At 44.0% G+C, this 20,739-nt stretch carries 15 protein-coding genes; 4 read left to right on the top strand and 11 right to left on the bottom strand.

The annotated features are described in order from the left end of the window. Positions 1 to 44: 44 nt before the first annotated feature. The 4 genes from HOP38_RS20020 to HOP38_RS20035 all read left to right on the top strand — a co-directional run bounded on the left by HOP38_RS20020 (position 45) and on the right by HOP38_RS20035 (position 8,030). Complete coding sequence (locus HOP38_RS20020) at positions 45 to 1,568, top strand: CoA-acylating methylmalonate-semialdehyde dehydrogenase (RefSeq protein WP_198558791.1); 1,524 nt, start codon at positions 45 to 47, stop codon at positions 1,566 to 1,568. 183 nt (positions 1,569 to 1,751) lie between these two features. After that, positions 1,752 to 6,764, top strand: a complete 5,013-nt coding sequence (locus HOP38_RS20025) for an NPCBM/NEW2 domain-containing protein (RefSeq protein ID WP_198558792.1) — start codon at positions 1,752 to 1,754, stop codon at positions 6,762 to 6,764. Positions 6,765 to 6,898: 134 nt separating this feature from the next. After that, entirely contained in the window at positions 6,899 to 7,684 is a 786-nt protein-coding gene (locus HOP38_RS20030) for an IclR family transcriptional regulator (protein ID WP_124941936.1), read from the top strand. Positions 7,685 to 7,808: 124 nt separating this feature from the next. After that, positions 7,809 to 8,030 carry a hypothetical protein gene (locus HOP38_RS20035; RefSeq protein WP_006070483.1) on the top strand — a complete coding sequence of 74 codons (222 nt, stop codon included), beginning with the start codon at positions 7,809 to 7,811 and terminating at the stop codon, positions 8,028 to 8,030. Positions 8,031 to 8,091: 61 nt separating this feature from the next. Here HOP38_RS20035 and HOP38_RS20040 read toward each other — a convergent pair whose 3' ends face one another. The 11 genes from HOP38_RS20040 to HOP38_RS20090 all read right to left on the bottom strand — a co-directional run bounded on the left by HOP38_RS20040 (position 8,092) and on the right by HOP38_RS20090 (position 20,739). Further along, positions 8,092 to 8,598 carry a GNAT family N-acetyltransferase gene (locus tag HOP38_RS20040; protein ID WP_198558793.1) on the bottom strand — a complete coding sequence of 169 codons (507 nt, stop codon included), beginning with the start codon at positions 8,596 to 8,598 and terminating at the stop codon, positions 8,092 to 8,094. 56 nt (positions 8,599 to 8,654) lie between these two features. Then, entirely contained in the window at positions 8,655 to 9,689 is a 1,035-nt protein-coding gene (gene rsgA / locus HOP38_RS20045; RefSeq protein ID WP_198558794.1) for a ribosome small subunit-dependent GTPase A, read from the bottom strand. After that, positions 9,676 to 10,086 (bottom strand): RNHCP domain-containing protein, encoded by a 411-nt coding sequence (locus HOP38_RS20050; RefSeq protein WP_031495135.1) that lies wholly within the window; start codon positions 10,084 to 10,086, stop codon positions 9,676 to 9,678. The genes rsgA and HOP38_RS20050 overlap by 14 nt, the downstream gene beginning before the upstream one ends. Before the next feature lie 129 nt (positions 10,087 to 10,215). Further along, positions 10,216 to 10,755 carry a TetR/AcrR family transcriptional regulator gene (locus HOP38_RS20055; RefSeq protein ID WP_031495133.1) on the bottom strand — a complete coding sequence of 180 codons (540 nt, stop codon included), beginning with the start codon at positions 10,753 to 10,755 and terminating at the stop codon, positions 10,216 to 10,218. Between the two features lie 277 nt (positions 10,756 to 11,032). Then, complete coding sequence (locus HOP38_RS20060; protein WP_198558795.1) at positions 11,033 to 12,094, bottom strand: carbohydrate porin; 1,062 nt, start codon at positions 12,092 to 12,094, stop codon at positions 11,033 to 11,035. A gap of 407 nt (positions 12,095 to 12,501) precedes the next feature. After that, positions 12,502 to 12,804 (bottom strand): helix-turn-helix transcriptional regulator, encoded by a 303-nt coding sequence (locus HOP38_RS20065; protein ID WP_198558796.1) that lies wholly within the window; start codon positions 12,802 to 12,804, stop codon positions 12,502 to 12,504. A gap of 549 nt (positions 12,805 to 13,353) precedes the next feature. Continuing rightward, the gene (locus HOP38_RS20070; protein ID WP_198558797.1) at positions 13,354 to 14,598 is read right to left on the bottom strand and encodes a hypothetical protein; all 1,245 of its coding nucleotides are present in this window, start codon (positions 14,596 to 14,598) and stop codon (positions 13,354 to 13,356) included. A 215-nt stretch (positions 14,599 to 14,813) separates the two neighbouring features. Next, complete coding sequence (locus tag HOP38_RS20075) at positions 14,814 to 16,094, bottom strand: sensor histidine kinase (protein ID WP_198558798.1); 1,281 nt, start codon at positions 16,092 to 16,094, stop codon at positions 14,814 to 14,816. Next, complete coding sequence (locus tag HOP38_RS20080; RefSeq protein ID WP_198558799.1) at positions 16,087 to 16,779, bottom strand: response regulator transcription factor; 693 nt, start codon at positions 16,777 to 16,779, stop codon at positions 16,087 to 16,089. The genes HOP38_RS20075 and HOP38_RS20080 overlap by 8 nt, the downstream gene beginning before the upstream one ends. Before the next feature lie 313 nt (positions 16,780 to 17,092). After that, entirely contained in the window at positions 17,093 to 18,700 is a 1,608-nt protein-coding gene (locus tag HOP38_RS20085; RefSeq protein ID WP_006070473.1) for a BCCT family transporter, read from the bottom strand. Positions 18,701 to 19,002: 302 nt separating this feature from the next. Next, entirely contained in the window at positions 19,003 to 20,739 is a 1,737-nt protein-coding gene (locus HOP38_RS20090) for an ABC transporter permease subunit (protein WP_198558800.1), read from the bottom strand.

The raw sequence follows: 20,739 nt of genomic DNA on the forward strand, positions 1-20,739 counted from the left end.
AATTTCCTCAATTAAGCCTCAGAATACTAAACAAGGATGAAAACATGATCAGTAGTTTTATTAATAATCAATATGTTGAAAGTCAGTCGGAACGACATTTGCCTGTCTATGACCCTGCTACAGGTGAAGTGCAGAACCAAGTTGGACTGTGCTCAAAACAGGAAGTAGAGCAGGCAATTACCATTGCACAGGCAGCGTTTTACTCTTGGGCTAAAACCACACCGCTTAATCGCGCCAGAGTGATGTTCAAGTTCAAAACTCTGTTAGAACAGAATCGTGATGAACTGGCGAATATCATCAGCCGTGAACATGGCAAGGTGTTTAGTGATGCATTAGGTGAGATAACTCGAGGGCTAGAGGTGGTCGAGTTTGCCTGCGGCATCCCACACCTGCAAAAAGGAGAGCATAGTCTAAATGTTGGGACTGGTGTCGATTCGCACTCGCAAATGATGCCACTTGGTGTGGTGGCCGGGATTTCACCATTTAACTTCCCAGTGATGGTTCCTATGTGGATGTTTCCCATTGCCATCGCAACGGGCAACACCTTTATCTTAAAACCGTCAGAGAAAAATCCCTCTGCGCCTCTGTTTATTGCTGACCTTCTGAAACAAGCGGGATTACCTGATGGTGTGTTTAATGTGGTTCAAGGGGATAAAGAAGCGGTAGATACGTTACTGCAAGACTCAAGAGTTCAGGCTGTTAGCTTTGTCGGTTCAACGCCGATTGCGGAATACATCTATTCTGAGGGCGCAAAATACGGCAAGCGCGTTCAAGCCCTTGGTGGTGCGAAAAACCATATGGTGGTCATGCCGGATGCCGATATTGACGGTGCAGTGAATGCACTGATGGGTGCAGCTTATGGTGCAGCTGGAGAGCGCTGCATGGCGATTTCGGTTGCCGTCGCTGTGGGTGATGAGACGGGCGATGCATTGGCTCGTCACCTTCAAGATAAGTTAGCCACGTTAAAAGTAGGACCCGGTTACGGTCAAGAGATTGAAAACGATATGGGACCTTTGATTACCAAAGAGCATAAGCAAAAAGTTTGCGGATACATTCAAAAGGGTCAGGAAGAGGGCGCGGCTTTACTTGTTGATGGTCGAGATCTAGAACTGGCTAAGTCCAGCGATGGCTTTTTCGTTGGTGGTACCTTGTTCGATCATGTGACCACCGATATGACTGTGTATCAAGAAGAAATATTCGGTCCAGTGCTTTGCATTGTTCGAGTCAATACCTATCAAGAAGCCCTGCAAATCATAAACGATCATGAATATGGCAACGGCACGGCTATCTTTACTGCAGACGGTGATACCGCAAGAGATTTCTCCGCAAATGTTCAGATCGGTATGGTCGGAGTAAATGTGCCTATTCCAGTGCCAATGGCATTCCACAGTTTTGGCGGTTGGAAGCGTTCACTGTTTGGCCCTTTGCATATGCATGGTCCTGACGGCGTTCGATTCTTTACTCGAATGAAAACCATCACTACACGTTGGCCCGAATCGGATGTGAAAGTCGGTTCAAAGGACAGCACACAGACTCAAGCCGAATTCGTCATGCCAACTATGAAATAACGCATTGACGTGAGGAGGTGTGCGGTAGGTTTGCTTAAATTTGGGCAGCGAGTCAACAAGATAAACTGTCTATTTTTTGGATTGATTGGGTAGGCGAGCCTGTCCTCTTCATGTTTTTTAAGTGCTCACTTTTCTATGAGAAGTGAGCTTTGTTTAGTGACCATAAAAAACAAGGAGAAGGCGATGAAAGCCAATCGCTTGATAAAGTCTCTTGAGACTTGGCGTCGCCCTGTTGTGAGCAGTGTATTAGCGGGACTATGCAGTACCTCGTTTATTGCCGCAGCAAATGCTGCACAAGGCCCTGGATTGGGTAACCTTACCTACGGATCATCAGAGGCGTTTACTCATGTATCGAGTCCACTCGTTGACGATACCACTAATTTTCTTCCCCCCGACTATCCTGGCAGAAAACACTATGGCGTAAACGTCATGACCATGCTCAACGGCTATATGGTTGGAGTCTTTGCCCCTGATAGTGGCGGTGGGCCGGGAGGTTGGATCGCACTGGATGTCTCTAACCCCAAAGCCATGCAACTCGTTAAAACAGTATATGAACCGGATCTTGCCAATCTAAACCGTACTGGTGATGGGTTAAGAACAGCGGAGTTCAGAGAGCCGCACTCGTTTGGCTTGGGGGAGAATAACACCATTGCCATCCAAACGGGAAAGGGGATAGAAATCTGGGATTGGTCGGATGTGACTAATCCTGTGCGCTTGTCGAAATTGGCGATCTCTGGCGTGAACTTCGGTGATTACAACAACGTCTCTTGGCAGCTTTTTTGGCAAGCTCCTTATCTTTATATTGCTCGTGGCAATGCAGGGTTAACCATTGTTGATACCAGCGACATGAGTAACCCAACACTAGTGAAAACGGTGCCGAACTCGGAACTGGGCGGATTCAACATAGGACCACTCTTTGCGCTGGGTAACCGAATGTTCATTTCCAGCATGGAAGGGACGGCAGGTTTTTCCATGCTCAACATAGATGATCCGGTTAACCCAACCTTAGTTAAGACGGTTAATCGCCTACCAGAGAAGTACTATGCTTCATGTTGGGATGGCAAATATGCGTATTTCGGAGCGCGAAGCACCAATGACTATTTGCGTGTCTATGACACGACTACTAACCCGATGACGTTAGTTAATGAAAAACTGACTGGATTCGAAAATCTTTATTGTAACGTTCAAGACAACAAGTTGTTTCTGGGTAACCAAGACGATATTGCGGTATTAGATGTCAGTGATATCAACAATATACGTGAACTTGGCCGCAGCTCATTGAATGCCACAAGCAGCAACACTGACCATGGTCAGGTGTTCCCATTTGGTAACCTAGTTTGGGTTGGAAACGACCATGGTTCTGGCAGTGGTTTGATTGCACATCAAAGTATGCCGGACAATGTTCCTCCTTATATATCCGCCGCTAACCCTGCGATCGACGCGACACTGCAACCTTTATCGACCCGTATTGGTGTGGCGTTATCAGATAGCGTGTTGATGGAATCGGTCAATAGTAGCTCGTTTACTGTCACCAAAATCGGTAGTTCAACCCCGCTTCAAGGGGAGTACAGCACCAACCTCGGATTCATCCACTTTACTCCATCCCAAGCACTGGAAGCGGAAAGTATTTACGAAGTCGTACTTGAAGGTATTGAAGACTTTGCTGGCAACCCAATGGCTCGTACTGAATATCGCTTTGCGACGGGATCACAAGTCGGCCACGATGTGAGCTTGTCAGCCAATGATAAAGTGACACTAGGTAGTAGTGTTAATGTGTCTGCTTCTACGACACCTTTGTTAGGGGGCAGTCTGGAGTATTCTTGGAACTTTGGCGATGGTAGTGGTTCGACACCGTTTTCGACCAGCGGAAACGCGAGTTATACCTACAATAAGCCTAACCATTGGTCTGCGGTGGTGACGATTAAAGAAACCACGGCTGATGGCGTGTTTGAGAGTAGCAAGTCGGTACCCATCACAGTATATCGTCAACCAACAACGGTCTCGCCAACGGCGTCATCAACCATAGTGGAAGCCAATGGCCAGGTTGTTGTGGTTAACGAAGACAACGATACCGTCAGTGCTATCGAAAACACAGCTCCGTACGGCAAATTATGGGAAGCTGCAGTGGGTGATCAGCCGAGAACTCTAGCGGTAGCGCCTAATGGCAATTTATGGGTAGTTAATCAGGCAGATGCTAGTATCACTGTGCTGACAAATACTGGCCAGTTTGTGGATACGATTGTGCTGCCAAGAGCGTCTCAGCCATACGGCATCGCTTTCTCCCCAGATAGCACTAACGCTTTTGTGTCGCTGCAGGCAAGTGGTAAGTTGCTCAAGATCGACCCAAGCACCAAAGCTATCGTGGCAACAGTGGATGTTGGTCATAGCGCAAGAGGCATTGCGGTTGACAGTTCATCATCACAGGTTCTGGTGACACGCTTTGTTTCGCCTCAAACTAACGCGGAAGTTGTCGCAGTTGATGCATCCAGTATGACCATCGACCAGAGTTATCTTATCGCTAAAGATACGACAACAATAGATGGCCCAGATAGAAGCCGAGGCATTGCTAACTACCTTGGTTCCGTCGCAATTTCGCCGGATGGATATAGTGCTTGGCTGCCTTCTAATAAAGCAAACGTTGATCGTGGTCCCTATTTAGAAGGCGATGAAACCAAAACGCTGACGTTTGAAACGACGATTCGAGCTGTGGTTAACCGACTCGATCTCAATTCGAAAACAGTGATGGATAATGCCTTAGATATTGATGATCGTGCACAGCCCAAAGCGGCCGTATTCAGCGATATAGGCGACCTAATTTTTATTGCGGTAGAAGGTCAAAATAGCATTGAGATTCGCAATACCTACAACTTAAACAGAGCTGGGGAGATTTTTGATACTGGCTTAGCACCAAGAGGGCTCGTACTATCAGGGTCGACATTATTTGTTCACAACTTTATGTCAAGAACGGTGTCTGTGCATGACGTCAATGCGTTTTTGACCGATCGAGGTGACATTCCAACCTTGGCACAAGTCTCTGTGGTGGCGAATGAAACACTGCATCCACGAGTGCTACGCGGCAAACAGATCTTCTACAACGCAGCCGATGCGAGAATGACCCAAGATGGCTACATATCTTGTGCCAGCTGCCACGCAGATGGCGATAGCGACCATAGGGTGTGGGACTTTACCGACCGTGGTGAAGGGTTAAGAAACACTATCTCGTTATTGGGTAAGACAGGCACAGGCAATGGTCGAGTGCATTGGACCGCGAATTTTGACGAGATACAGGATTTCGAAAACGATATTCGCTACGCGTTCGGTGGTCGTGGGTTTATGGTAGACGCCTTATTTAGCCTGTCAGAAAACCCATTAGGAACATCGAAATCAGGTAAAAGTGAAGACTTAGATAACCTCGCGTTTTACGTCAGTAGCTTAAATCAATTCCCAAAAAGTCCACACCGAGATTCTTCTGGCGCGTTAACAGCTGAAGCCTTAACGGGGCAGGCGCTGTTCACCTCGAAAGGGTGTGACACTTGTCATGCGGGAGTGTATTACACCGACATGCAAAGGCACGATGTCGGTACCATTGATGCCTCTTCAGGGCAAGGCATCGGAGCTCCATTAGTAGGTACGGGTTTTGATACACCGAGTTTGATTGGTCTTTGGGGTAGCGCGCCATATTTCCATAACGGTCAAGCGGCAACGCTGGATGATGTGTTACAAATTGGCTCGCAACATCGCGTGGCGGATAACTCAGAACGCGCCGCATTGGTGGCTTATCTAGAACAGATTGAATACGAAGGCCCCGATATAGTGGTACCCGAACCACCGCAAGCAACAACCTATACCTACCTAAGTGATCTTTCGGAAACCAGCGCAACCAATGGGTGGGGACCGATTGAAAAAGACACCAGTGTTGGTGAAAACGCTGCGGGTGATGGTCAAACGATATCCATTGGTGGTAGTGAATTTACCAAAGGACTCGGTGTTCATGCTTATTCAGAGGTGACGTACAGCCTGACGGGTGGCACTTACGATCAGTTTACAGCTTTCATCGGTGTTGATGATGAGACGGGCAGTTCAGGTTCCGTCGTGTTCGAGGTTTGGTTGGATGGCGTGATGGCTTATCAAAGTAGCGTATTACGAGGAAGTGATGTTGCCGAGTACGTGCAAGTGAACATTCCAAGTAGCGCGCAGGAGCTCAAGCTAGTGGTGAGTGATGCGGGTGACGGAGTCGGTAGTGACCATGGTTCTTGGGGAGACGCTAAGCTTCGCACACCAAGTGAAGGTGGCGGTGCCGCTGTTCCTGGGCTGTTTTATGGCACCGTTTCGGGCAATATTAATGAAACCGATGCTAACCCGAAAACATCCATAACAACCTCATTAAGCGAAACGGAAGATGCGATTGCTGGTAATACGACCGAGGTGTTTACCGGTTATATCTACGATGCCGACGGTCAGATTTCTTTCAGTGAAAACAATGATGACAAAACGCGTCTATGGATTGATGGTCAGTTGGTGCTAAGTAGTGACCTCTGGAGTGATCGGGTCTCGACTGGCAACTTAAACTTATCTCCTGGTTGGCATCAGTTTGAGTTGAGGCTAAGTAATGGCAATGGTGGCAGCGGACCTCATACTGGATTGGCTTTTGCCTATGACCCAGACGGTGGCAGCAATTGGATTCATCCAGCCGATAACGGTTCGGGTAATCTATTTATGACTGAGGATCCAGGAAGCTCGCCCACACCGCCAGCGAGCGTTTATCTTAGCGACTTACAGGAAGATAGCTCGACCAACGGCTGGGGCCCTATCGAAAAAGATATGAGTAATGGTGAGCGAGAAGCTCAAGATGGCACCACCATTTCAATAGGCGGGCAAACCTTCGCCAAAGGATTGGGGGTACATGCGAACTCAACCATCACTTATACCATCTCTGCTGGTCAATACAGTCGCTTTACTGCGAGTGTTGGTGTTGATGACGAAGTGGGTAGCTCTGGCTCGGTAGTATTCCAAGTAGAACTAGATGGCGTGTTGTACTATCAAAGTGCGACGTTGACCGGTTCAGATAACGCAGAATCCGTTTCTGTTGATATTCCAGTAGACGCTACGACCATCACACTTAAGGTGAATGATGCCGGAAATGGCAACGGTTATGACCACGCGAGTTGGGGGAATGCGAAACTATTGCAAAACTAACCTGAAAAGGGCTTGCTCCGGCAAGCCCTTTTAATATCTGTCACTTAGGCTTTGTACACAGTTGCACTTAATCAGTAAAAGCAATAGGCTATTCAAAGCATATCGAATACCGTATCAAGGATGAATGTAGCTCTATGACAAGCTCTAGTTCGGCAAATACTACTAAAGGTTCAACTCTAGACCGAGTACTACAAGTGCTCGCCATCGTGGCTCACAGCCGTGGTCAACTCAATAGAGAATCTATTGCCGAACAACTGTCTATGCCAATTGCGTCTGCGAACAAACTGATCAACCAGCTTATCGTTTTAGGCCATCTCCAAGAAAATATCATTGGTCGCGTTATTGCGGGGCCGAACCTGCAGTCTTTATCTCATGATATTTTGAAGAACCAACGCTTTTCTGAACAAAGAACATCGGTGTTGCAACGCCTTGCTGACACGATTGGTGAAACGTGCGGAATTTCAGTGCCTAATGGTATTGAAATGATCTACTTTGAGCGTGTGAACTGCAACTGGCCACTGCAAATCAATTTGGCAGAGGGGAGTCCGGTCCCTATCGCAGCTTCCGCCTCGGGTAAGCTTTATCTCGCTTCATTGGACACATCAATTCGTGAAAACGTCGTACAACACATGGGGTTAACTGAATACACTCCAAAGACCATAACTAATGATGGTCTGTTTCTTGAAGAACTGAATCGGATTGCTGAACAAGGATTTGGTGAAGACAATGAAGAATTTGTCGACGGTATGGTGGCGATATCGGTGCCTATTGGCTCCGATGCATTAAGTTTTGGCTATCTATTTTGCCATGCACCGAGCTTTCGTACCTCGTTGGATAAGCTGAAAACACATCTCCCAGAATTACGCTCAGCTGCGCAAGAAATTTTAGAGTTTACACTTGGCGAGCTAAAGACCGAATAGTTTGATCTTTGCCAAAAATTACCGTACGGCATTAATCGTTAGTGAGAATTTGTGATTGGTTGAGATATTAATTTTCATCCGTCTCGAGTATGTTAATACTTCCAATCCAAGGGAGCATTAGGCATTGAAAACCAGCAACGCAATGTACCAACCTCATATTCAGCAGCATTTAAAAGACACCACAAAGTTCATTAATGGGTATCTAAAATCAGGCAAAGGAGACTTGACAGCATCCTTGGATAGTCAGAACCAAATCAAGATTCGTAACTCTGAGGGAGCGGTCGTCAAAACCTATGACGGTGAGAAAATTGCGGAGAAAAAAGCGGGCGTTGATACCTACGTATAAGGAATAGGTCTAGCTTGAAAGCTAGACCTATTTGAGTGCTCTTGAAGTTCGAAGGCCTACTTTATACCTGTTCGTTTGGGTGTCCCCACATGCGCGGCTCAGCGTAAGGGCCTGTTATCGATGATGTGGACTCCCCAATACCTTGCAAAGCGTTCGGTGTCAGTTCACGTGCAAACCAACATTCCAATGGCGCCTGTGTTCTCACCGGCGGTAGAACATTATGCGGTGTATTGTAGCGATTACCATAATGGAAGGGTTCTCCCATAACAAAGATAACGCCTGCATCCAATTCACTTTCGGCTTGGTCCATCAATCGTGTCGCATAGCCTTTCCCTTGATATTCCGGCAGTACAGCTAATGGTGCGAGCACATAACATTTGAGATGTGGTGCAGCATCAATGATAATTGGCGTATAACATGCGTGAGCGACACCCTGATAAACGATAGAGTAGCTTCCATCGAGAATTAAGTTATCGGCAAACTCAGCATAGAGCTTGGCATGTCTTTCATCATATAGTCCTCCTGCAGCAGCGAAGGCTTCATATTGAATTTGGTACGGCGTTTTCATTCGATTTACCTTATAAATTTCATGGTTGTCAGAGCACAAACCCAAGCGTCCACGGTTCACCTCATTGCTTGTCTGACGAGTTCTTTTCTACTTAAAGACGTTTTGATCAATTTGCTCATATCTTTGTCATATCGACGTTCTACATTCGAGTTTTTGTCATTTTTTCGTCTTTCTAAGAAAGCATGTTCCTGTTTTAAATTTAGGTAACTGTCATAACGTTCAGGGGTTATGTTACCTGCTTCAAGCTCTTTCTGAACTGCACAACCAGGTTCCCCCTCATGCTGGCAGTTTCTATATTTGCAATCTTGGGCAACAAGAGATATTTCCTCGAAAACTGAGTCAATATCGTTACCGTTTGCCCAAGCCTGTACTTCCTTGATACCAGATGTATCGACAATGAAACCGCCATTTTCTAACTCAAATAGGTAAGAGCTTGACGTGGTATGCCTGCCTCGCATGTCTTGCAAGCGAAGTCCATTAGTCTTCTGCGCTTGATATTGCAATAACGTATTGGTTAAGGTCGATTTACCCACACCAGATGGTCCAATGAAGACACCGACTTTACCGTTAGCTAGGTATGTCATAACGTCGTTAATACCTGTGCCGTCTAGAGCACTGCAGGTAATTATGTCGATACCTAGCGCGATCGTTTCGGCTTGCATTTGCACTAATTCAGCGTCTTCATTTAAATCCGACTTATTAAGTATGACTACAGGCGTTGCACCACTGTTCCAAGCAACGGTCAGAAGTCTTTCTAATAGACGGTCTGAGTAGTTTCGACCACCATCTAAGCCCATCACGATGAATGTGTAATCTACGTTTGCAGCGATAGTTTGTTGGACTGTTGCTTCACCTGAGGCTTTTCTGCTTACCAAACTTTTCCGTTTCTTGATGCTTTCGATCAATATAATATTGTTGTCATCTCTGGCTTCTATCCAATCGCCAACACAAGGATAGCCTTGCTTGTCTTGTATTAAATGGATAAAGCTACCCTTCAATTGGGCAGTTCTAATGCCGTCAGGGGTTTGTACTTTGTATCTATTGGCGTTTCTTTCAATTATTCGGTATGTCTGTAGGTTATTCGAGTACATATTCACTACCTTTGTTTATGCTCATTTGTTTCAGTTCAGACAAAATAGTTTTTGATGGGAATGGTAGAGACATCATCGGTTCTGCTGCCATTGTTACTAACAAAAATTCATTGTCGTCTGCTGCGATTCGGTTTGTTCTAATCGTGCTGCACTTACTACATTTGTGGACCAGAGACCATTCTCGATTCTTTTGAACATAAATACTGATCGGTTCCATAATGCCACGACAACTCGAACGTCTATCTCCCGCTTTAATATCCATGTGCACGCTGCTTAGGCAGTGAGGGCAGTGGTTACGATGTTGTCCACCGTATTGAATAGGTGTCACGCCTAAACCACATGATGCACAAAGGAATGATTCGTTAGGGTTAGCTCTTAAAGTTTTCGTTCTAGTCATAATGAATACCTCACACTAGTTAGTTTATTGGTGATACTGCTCCTTAAAAAGGAACTGACTGACCGTGCAGTCGGTTTTTGTGTTTAAAAAAATCACGCCATTAACTGTGCGTGATATTGAGTGAATCTATTAACAATATTTGTTGATGAATTCTTGTTTGATTTCTTCTATAGGGAAGTCAACATTCAACAAATAGTTCATTGCGATGCCGTCGATTTCAGCGATAAACATTCTTGTCACAACCGATGGATTTGGGTGCGACAGAGAACGAAACACCTCTTCGGTTGATGCCTGCAGACCTTGATATCTTTCTTCAATTAGATCTAAGACGATCTTACGCGTGGTCGGATGTACCATAACACTGAAGTTTAATTGATACATCTTTCGGTGCTGTTCGATCATCATTCCTTCAAATATCGAATCAATCATCGCCTCAAGTCTCCCTTCTGATGAAGCTAAGTGCTCATCTTGTTGGTCAACTCCGTTGATGATGTCAGTCATATGGGTGAACACTGCTCTTAGTAGTTCGTTCTTATTTTTAAAGTGATGGAAAACTAAGCCTTTTGAGATTTCTGCATGCTCACAGATAGTTGAAATAGGCGTTTTTTCAAACCCATGCTCCGCAAATAGCTGCATGGCAACTTCAATGATCTTGTCTTTCTTGTCCATCACATTACTCACTTTGTTAACTGACCAGTCAGTCAGTGGGTGCGAATGTTAATTTCACTTTGAGTATGTGTCAAATATTATTTTGGATAATTTTTAGGTAGTAGATGGTAAATTGGTATAGAAATATCTTAGCAACTCTACGTAAGCCTACTTAAAACAATGAGATACGTTAGGAGTTATGGAAGGAGGGGCTCCCTTGCAAGTGAGATTAAGTTTGCAAGGGAGCATCAGGACTTATCGAAAAGGCAGTTTCCTTATAAGTCTTGATTCTTTTTGTTTAGAAGTTGTACTGAAGACGTACACGAGCGCCGTATTCAGAGACATCGCCGCTTACTTTGTCAGCCTTTGCGGAGGTGTAATAAGCACCTGTAGACGCCGTCAATGAGTCAACTAAAAAGTCTTTGTGCTCATAACCAGCGTAGGTAGTGAATAGATTCACATCGCCAACGCTGCCATTTTTTACTTCGTTGTTGGCTGTTGTATAGAAAGCTCCTAAGCCGAAACCATACGCTGCAATGTTAGTACCGAACGTGTGTAGTTTTGTGTCTACACGGGTACTGGTACCTTTCAAGAGAGGTTTAGATGTCTTGTATGCGTAACTCAGGTTTAAGCTTGCTAGGCCAAATTTAACATTAGCAGTTGTTGCTAAACCAAGTTCATCTCTGTCTTTAGACGCGTCGTCAAAACCTTTCTCAAGACCTGCTGAGATTGAGAACGATTTGCTTGGAGTCACTGTTAATACTGGACGTAACGCAACATTGCTGTTTTTATCTTTTTGGTCAACGAAAACAACGTTGGTTTCAAATTTAATTAAATCATTACCAGCGTAAAGTAACGCTGCGCCATCAAAACGTCCGCGGTATTTGTTACCACGATAGTGACCTGCGAATAGTTCACCATCGACTAGACTGGCTGTATCAGCATCATCTACGAAAATATCAATTTGAAGAGGGGAGAGATCCAGAGCTTCGAAACGACCTAACTGAGCGCCCAGATAAGTGTTGCCAGTTTTCTTAAGGTCTAAGTAAGCGTCATCCATAGTAACGGTGCCGTCAGTTTTCAGTAACGGATTAACACGAGCTTTCATTTTATACCCGTTTTGCTCAACAATATAATCGGCAGTAAATGATAGACGCCCATTTGTATTAAGCGTTGTTTTGTCCGATTTTAGTTTTGTTGTCGAAGTCTTTAAGTCAACAGATTGTTTCGTAGCGTTCATATCAATACGCATATTGCCGCCAAGAGTTAATGTACCAGGGCCAGCTTTAATGTCTGCTGCCATTGTTCCAAATGACATAGTCGCACATGCAATACTCACTGCTAATATATTGAATTTCATAATTTACCTTTTTGTCTTTTCTTGTGTTTTTATTCAACGATGATTATTTTTATGTGAGAGATGTTTATTGACAAGTTGATAATATTAATATTTAGACTTGAACAGTTAAATACCCTTTTTAATGTGGGAGGTTGTATTTGAATATAACTTCTTTGTCAGATGGGTTATTTACAATGTCATTTTCTATGTTGATAGTGTATTGGAATGTAATAAAGAATAGATAATATAATTAACGAGGGTGCTATATCGCGAGATGGTGAGAGTTGAGGTATTTAGTGAAAAGAGGTTGAGAATCTTATTAGTAGAGATTTAATAATGAATTGACGACAATACTAAACGTGATAGGAAACGATAGTAAGGCGATCATCTAAAAGGTGATCACCTTAAGCGTTAAAGCAAAACACAGGTTATTTGTTTTGTTGCCGATTTTCCAATACTTCGGTCAATGTGGCTTCAATCGACAAGCCGTCCTGTTTAACTTGCCATGCTTCATATTTTGCTTGTGCCTCAAGTATGCTGTCTATGTCCAGTGCGAAGAAGCAGCACAGCCTCATAGCTAGTTTAGGAGAGAGTCTCGTATTTCCGCATAAGACCATTGCAAGTCCACCATGACTTACACCGATGGACCGAGCCAACTCTCTTGTACTGAGGTTATGTTTTTCCTTTAATAAAGCAAAAACATCGACAGCAGATTTTGGTGGAAAGCTCATAAAGTAACCTTGGATTTATCTATATTTACTTGTTGGTTTAGCATTAAATAAACCAACATTGGTTCATTCTTTCTGATAGGTTTTAATGTAAATCAATATTGGTTTACTTAGCTGTTTACCGCAGGTGTTGTATTTCAATTGACATTTTTATATGCAAGTACAAACCTAGGGTAACAGTTATTGCATAGTGAAGAGCCCAATCTTTTTGTGTGCAGCATCGACTTTTGTTGCATATTAATTGGGTTGTCTTCAAGTTTCTATTGATTGCCTCAATTGTCAATGTTCTCTGATGAAAGAGTGCATTTATTTTTTGTGATATATAGCATATCAAGATGATAAATATATTATTTAGACTTGAACGCCACTTTTGATATTCATTGTGATAAGGTTGGTAAGATAATTGTGGGTTAAGTCTATCTAAGTAACTTGTATGTAATTTCTTGTTCACCTAATGTATGTGATTGTAATTGCTTTGGTATTATTATCTAATTCACAGTGTCTGAGAGCATCGTCTACTCGTCAGTTGAGAATTAATGACGAGTCGGAGAGCTAATATATTCTACGAGTGTCAACGGATTGGTCTGCAAAACGTATTGTACTGACTGACCGTAGCGTATTATTACCATCTCGTCCTAAAAGAGAGTCTCTAACAATCACAGCATCATCCTGATAGTTGATGTTGTAATCATTCTTTTCTCCTGAGAACGTAACGGTGGTATTGGAATTATTGCCCGTAATGTTATTATCAAGTTTATTGACGATTACTTCGACGGGATGGCTTCCTGTCAAAGTTATGTCTTTGAGGTAGCGAGAGTGGTTGGTATAAAGCAAGTCTTCACGGTACTGGAGACTAAACGTTCCTTTAAAATTAGGGTCTAGATGGGCGTTATAGGTTAAGTAGGGATGGAAGAATTCTGTCATTAACTGATAGCCCTTTGGATCACGAAGTTGAACTTCGTGTCTAGTTCCAGCAATGTAAAATCCCCACATACCCCATCCGCCGGTAAACTTGTCCATCATCCTAAAAGATTGCTTCGGATAAGCACCCCACAAGCCGTAATATGAGTCTAGAACAGATGCTAGATACTCTTGAGTTAGACTGTTCTCTTCCGTTAGCTCGTCGATCCAATCTTGTACTTCTGGAGTCATAGCCCAAATTTGTTTGGCATAAGCATTGATTTGAGCGTTGCGTATTTCAGTCTGGTACTCAGGGAGAACCCCTATGAATTTGTCATACCCATCTACGCCGATTCCATAATCATGAACGAGGTGCAATATTTCTTCAAAAGTCGCGTCTCGGTGCTGGTAGTTTTGCGCCATGTACCAAGGTCCGCCCTCAACTTGAATTTCCTCTTCATATAAAGGCTGCCCCTCAAGTTCGGCAGCGTTATTAGTGCCATCATCTCGTCCGTTTAAAAGGAGTAAAGTAGCACCATTCTCAGCCATTCTATTCGCAACAGCACCCTTATTGCTTCCATACTTGGATCCGGAAAAGTCGGTAAGATAATGAACAAGCACCGATTTGGCTCGAATTATCTGTCCGTCAGATAGCTGGTCTTGAGCAACAATGTGAATCGACTTTCCATTCGGTGCAACAACCGAAGTGTAACGATTAAAGCGTAACTCTGACGAAAACTGTTTTTTCAGTTGTAATGGAACTTCAGTAATACCGAGTGCTTCTTGTTGTGTTGAAATAGAAAAACCAACACTGGATGAACCCGCGTTGACTGCGTTGATATTGAGACAAGCTACGGTCATTGCTATCGGAAGGGCTTTGGGATATTGCAAAGTCATAAAAATGGCTCCATAAGAAGTCGCTTGATGCAGCGAGAGGCGGTAAATACGAGCAGAGTTCTAGGCTAAGAAACCAAAACTATTCTGAAGGAACTATCTTTAGCCTATAAATCTGACATACCGTCCATTCTATCGGAAGGGAGGTGAAACAGAGGTGAAATGGTGGCACTCTCGTTTTTGGAAAATTCGGCTCGGTTTGTTGCGAGTACATGACATTATGTTGGCAAGTGAAGAATAGCAATGAAGCCTGTCTCGGTCTTTTTAGTTTCCATAAACCAACCAAGCTTATCGCAAATTCTGAATATTAGATCTTGTCCCAAACCAAATCCGTCTGTTACCTGCAGCTCGTGGTCCGCCGTAGTGGTATTTTCAATGATGACGGTGTTGTCTTTGCAGTAAATACGTATAAGCCCTGCGTGGGTGTATTTGAATGCGTTAACCAATAGATTACTTATAACGATTCGTATCGGGGTTTCCGGTAAGTCTAGTACTGGAGCGTTACTATAATCAGTCTCTAACGACACATCAGAACCGTTAATGAAGTGATAGTACTCGTCGACCAGTTCATTCAATAAAGCGGCTACTGAAACTTCCTTTTGTGGTGGAGGGGTGTTGTGTTTACGAGAAAGCCAAAGCATCGTCTCAACGACTTGTTGCATATTTTGACTTGCTCGGTCTATGCGCACAATCGCGTTTTTTGATGCTTCTGGTAGCGCTATTCTTTCCAATATCTCCATATTAGCTCTGATGATGGCCAGAGGGGTGCGAAGTTCGTGACTGGTATGGGATAAAAAGTCCTTTTCCCGAGCGAGCAGGCGGGCATTTTTCGATAGTGCTCGTTGTAAATATGAAGCGACGCGATTGTATTCCTGAAAAGTAAAATCGGGAGTGGGGTTTGATTCTAAGTTCTCTGATACCAGTTCAGACCAATGAACCAGTTGCTCTGTTCTTTTTCCTATTCGATAGCTATAAAACCAGAGTGCCAACAGCACTATAGAGATATAACCACCGACGATTAGCAAGATAAAATTGAATCGGCTATCAAACCATATATCGATTGTGTCATTGATTAGGTGATAGTCATATTTCGCGATGACGTATACCGTTTTTTCGTCGTCGCGAAGAAACCTAAATATCCCTAAAGTGATTTCCTTCTCTGGGTCATCGGAAAAAGTTTCATCCACTGAAACCACAGTGAATTGATTGTTGGAAAGTTGAACATTTTCCAAAATATTCGTTCCTTCCACACGAATAACGGGGAGGTCGTCTAGGTAGAATCGAATCACATAAGAACTTGGCAACTCGATATTAGGGTCTAACTGGTAAGCTTCTGAGTAGGCCCGCCACTCCGTTAACATTCTCATCTTCACGGAATCTTCAATGCCGTACTCAAAGTAGCGAACTAGCAGCTCGAAAAGCATGAAGGCAGTGATAATCGCGATTCCAAGAAAAAACGAGGTGAGATGGTTTTTTAATGGAAAGCTCTTATTAAGCATTGCTGGTAACCTGAATTCTTACACCTTGGCCCACAACGGTTTCGATGAGTTTAATATTATGATTCTTATCAACTTTCTGTCGAAGTTGATAAAGCTGAACCTTTAGGTTGTTGGTTTCAGGTATTTCATTAGGCCATAGCGTCTGTTCGATTTCTTCTCTCGAGACCAACTGAGGAGATTTACGCATTAGTAGCTCCAACAACCTAAGATTAAGTCGAGTGAGTTCAATAGGTTGATTTGAACGCGTTACTCGTTTTTGTTTAAGATCATAGGTCAGATCTCCAGCAACGAGTTTAGTTATTTGACCACTTCGTCTTCTCGATAGAGATTTTATCCGTAAAGCCAGTTCTTTCATCGTAAATGGCTTTACAAGGTAATCGTCGGTACCTGAGTTGAACCCAGCCTCTTTGTCTTCAATGGTATCTTTGGCCGTCAACATGAGAATAGGTGTGTCAATACCTGCTTTTCGAAGGTTTTGGCAAACCGTAAAGCCGTTTACCTTGGGTAGCATTAAATCAAGAAGGATGACGTCGTAGTAATTCTCGCTGGCTAAATTGTAACCACTCTGTCCATCATAGGCGTGATCGCATTTTATGTTTTCGTATTCCAAGTAATCTGCAACCGAGGCTGCTAAGTCTCGGTCATCTTCAATGAGCAATACATGGATAGATAAATCGGAATTCATGTGTTCAATAGTCCTTTATCTTGCCGCATTGATGATTTGAATCGAAAAGCAGCTACTGGGTGTTAGGTACACCGTTTTGAGGAAATATCCTTAAATTGATAGAGATTATACCCAGATATACTTGATAAAACATTAGTTAAGGCTATGGCTTTGGTGTGTGGTATCTATTCTGTTGATGTCCCATTTGGAGAGCAGGGCCACGTCGAACAGTCGTTTTATTAAGGAGGATCTTGAACGGTGAGGGCAAAGGGGAATGTGAGTAAAGAGCTAAAAAAGGCTTACCGTAACCCGGTTACGATAAGCCTATAGTTATCTATTGTGCAGACTTGTCGCTAGCTACTTGAGGTTGTTCAACCTCAGTCAGTAAGCCTTTAATCAAACTCACACAACCTAAAATTAGAATCAGTGTAAATGGCAGCGCTGCAATGATGGTAATCGATTGAAGTGCTTGAATCGATTGAGTACCACCGATCCACAACATGACCACGGCGATGACGGCTGAAATCACAGCCCAGACCACTTTCTGTTTGATAGGAAGCTCGAGTTTGCCACCTGCAGTCATACTGTCTACTACGATTGAACCTGAGTCCAAAGTGGTCACAAAGAAAACAATGATCAGCGCAACGGCAATCAGAGATAAGATGTTACCAATAGGGTACGCATCAAGCATATAGAACAAGCTAAGTGAAACGTCTCCGATACCCTGAGCGGCACCAAGTATACCCACATGATCAACGATCTGTTGAATCGCGACACCGCCAAAGAAAGACATCCATGCAGTGGTGACAAGAGTAGGGATAACGAGTACGCAAAATAGGAATTCGCGAATTGTTCTGCCTTTTGAAATTCGTGCAACGAACATGCCGAAGAATGGCGCATATGCAACCCACCAGGCCCAATAGAACACAGTCCAGCCATGAAGCCATGTGGTGTCTTCACGGCCAGCGCTTTGGCTTAGTGGAAGAATATTTTTCACATAACCAACTACTGCGGTCGAAACTGAATCCAATACCGTTGTGAAGTTCAAAATACCGATAAAACCAAGGAAAACGAATGCGATAATCATATTGAGATTACTCAATACCTTAACGCCGCCGTCCATTCCACGAACAACAGAAACAATAGCCAAACCCATAATGGTCAGGATAATGGCAATCTGAAGCAGAAGACTGTTTTCTAGTCCGAATACGTGACTGATTCCACTTGCAGCTTGTGAGCCGCCCAGACCAAGTGATGTTGCAAGGCCAAATAGGATTACCAGAACAGCCATTACATCGATAACGTCACCGACTCTTCCCCAAACTCTGTCACCAAGTAGGGGGTAGAATACCGAACGCATTGAGAGCGGAAGACCTTTGTTATAGACAAAGTATGCTAGCGATAATGCGGCCATCCCATAGATAGCCCAAGCGTGAAGTCCCCAGTGGAATACGGCGGCACCTAAGGCTAGTTCTCGCCCTTCTGGTGTAAACGGTTCAACACCTAGTGGTGTGCCAAACCAATTGGTATAAAAGGCGGTCGGCTCTGCTACGCCCCAAAAAATCAAACCAATACCCATACCTGCTGCAAATAACATGGCGATCCAGGAAATGGTTGAATAATCTGTTGTGGCATTGTCGCCACCTAAACGAATTTTACCGAGCGGAGATAAAGCAATCAGCAAGGCAAAAATCAGAAGAATGTTTGCGCCCCACATAAAGACAAAATCAAACTTTGATAGTGCAGCGGATTTAACGGCATCGATGGCTGCTTTTGCGTCTTCTGGGGAAAGTACTAAGAGAGTGACGATGAAGAGGATGGATAAGCCCGCGGAAGCGGTAAACACTGTATTGTGGACATCCATGCCCCATTTAGTGATGTTGTCTTGACCGACTTGATAATCTGTAGAATCTATACTGTATTTTTGAGATTTAAAACCCATAATTATGAGGTTTACATATTCGTGTGAACGAATATAAAGACCAACTCCATGTTTAATTAATAACTGATTAGAATTCGAAATTCTTCCAATTAACATTATGTTAATCAGTAGTTTATGATGAAAGTGTCCGTTTTACATCTAATCCTGAAGGACGGATTTTAACACAAATAGGACACCTTTTGGGCGCTATATTGAAAGAAGTCATAACAAAGGGTATTTCTCTTATAGATACTTCTCTGTTTAGTGCCAAATGGTCGATACGGATTTCACAGCACTATCTGCTTTAGCGTTTCGGTTGACAATTAATCGTCAAACAAAAGGTTAATAGCAACGCCTAACAGCACTAATCCGAAAATTGGACCAAGTACGCCAAGCGGTGCTCGTTCAATATACGGTAGGTTTTCTGCAATCATCAGCCCCCATTCGGGTGAGGGTGGCTTAGCGCCAAGACCGATAAAACTCAGCGACGTTAAGCTTAGCGTAATCACTGGCATTCTTAGTAGAGCATGTCTCAATAATGGCGGAAGCACATAAGGAAGGAGATAATACCTAAGTATCTTGAATTTGCTCGTTCCCCATATCGGCGCAAGATGCGTGTAGGGCTGCGCTTTAGCCTCAACGATAAGACTTGAGCAGTGAGCCGCAAGAGGGGCCCAAGACACCAAAACAATGGCAATCATGGCACTGTTTGGATTCATCCCCGTCATTCCAGCAACCAATAAGCCAGCGATAATATAAGGAATACCCTTGGTTATTTCGATTAAACCTTGGCTGTATCGAGTGTTGAACCCAAGAACCATACCCACAACCAAACTTAGCATTGTCGCGACAAACCCTGCCCAAAACGTCGATAACATACCAGACCCAATTCGGGCTAGAAGGTCACGTCCAATGCCGTCGCCACCTAAGGGTGCCTGCAAGCTCGGAGCAGCAAGTCTGATGAACTGACTGCTAAACGGGTCGCGAAACAGTGACCAGATAACAACAGCCAGCAACACTGACAAGATTAAACCTGCCGTCAATCGTTTGTTATTACTCGAGGTAAACGCAAAAGATGAATGACTACTGATAAGCTTACCGTTTCTGAGACTGTGGCCTAACAACAACTGTTGAACAAGCAAGCTCAAGCTACTGATGAAAATCGAAATAAATAGAAGTACTAACAAACCACCTTGGAGCACTGGTAGATCTTGTGCTTTCGCTGCACCTAAAATTAGTCGTCCTATTCCTGGGATGGAAAAAATCTGCTCGACAGCAACCGCTCCACCGGTCAGGCCGATCATTATCATCGCGACTTGCGGGATCAAACTGCTAATTGCACGTTTTAATGCGAAGCGCATGATCTGGAAGGAACTGATGTTCGCACTAAGCCAAGTGATCACCCATGGTTCATTGAGGACGCGCTGCAAACTGTCCCTTAACAGGCGACTCAAAAGACCGCTAGCGGGAATCGCAAGTGCCAGACTAGGCAGCCAAATATGGTGCCAGCTTTGCCACCCGTAGGGGGGGAACCAACCCAACCAAATAGATAGAATAAGGATGAGAACGGACGCTACTACGTATTCAGGTAACGAGATGAGCACCGTACTCAGGCTATTATGGGTTTGCTTTAGCTTTCTTTGTTTCCAGCTAAACAAGGTATGAACTAAGCTAAACCCACACAGTACAGAAGTTAAACCTAGTGCCATCGACATCAGTAACAGAGAGGTCGACATTGTCTGTTGAATACCATCTATGACCGGTGAACCATCGATCCATGAGTAGCCTAGATCACCATGCAGAGCGTCACTAAGCCAGTCTGTTAATCGTTCCATTGCACTACGGTCAAGCTGTAAATCGGCTCTTACCGCGGCAAGTGCTTCCGGCGTTAACATGTGTTGTTGTCCAGCGCGGGCACGCAAAATCGATTGGCTAGGGTCAATGCCAGCAATATCTGGCATCAAACCGACTAAAATGACGACGACGATCAATGAGATAAGTCTTGATAACCAAGGTGTTAGCACATCGAATATTCGTCGAGAAGTATCAACAGACAACAT

It is taken from the genome of Vibrio mediterranei (assembly GCF_013364395.1).
Lineage (GTDB): Bacteria > Pseudomonadota > Gammaproteobacteria > Enterobacterales > Vibrionaceae > Vibrio > Vibrio mediterranei.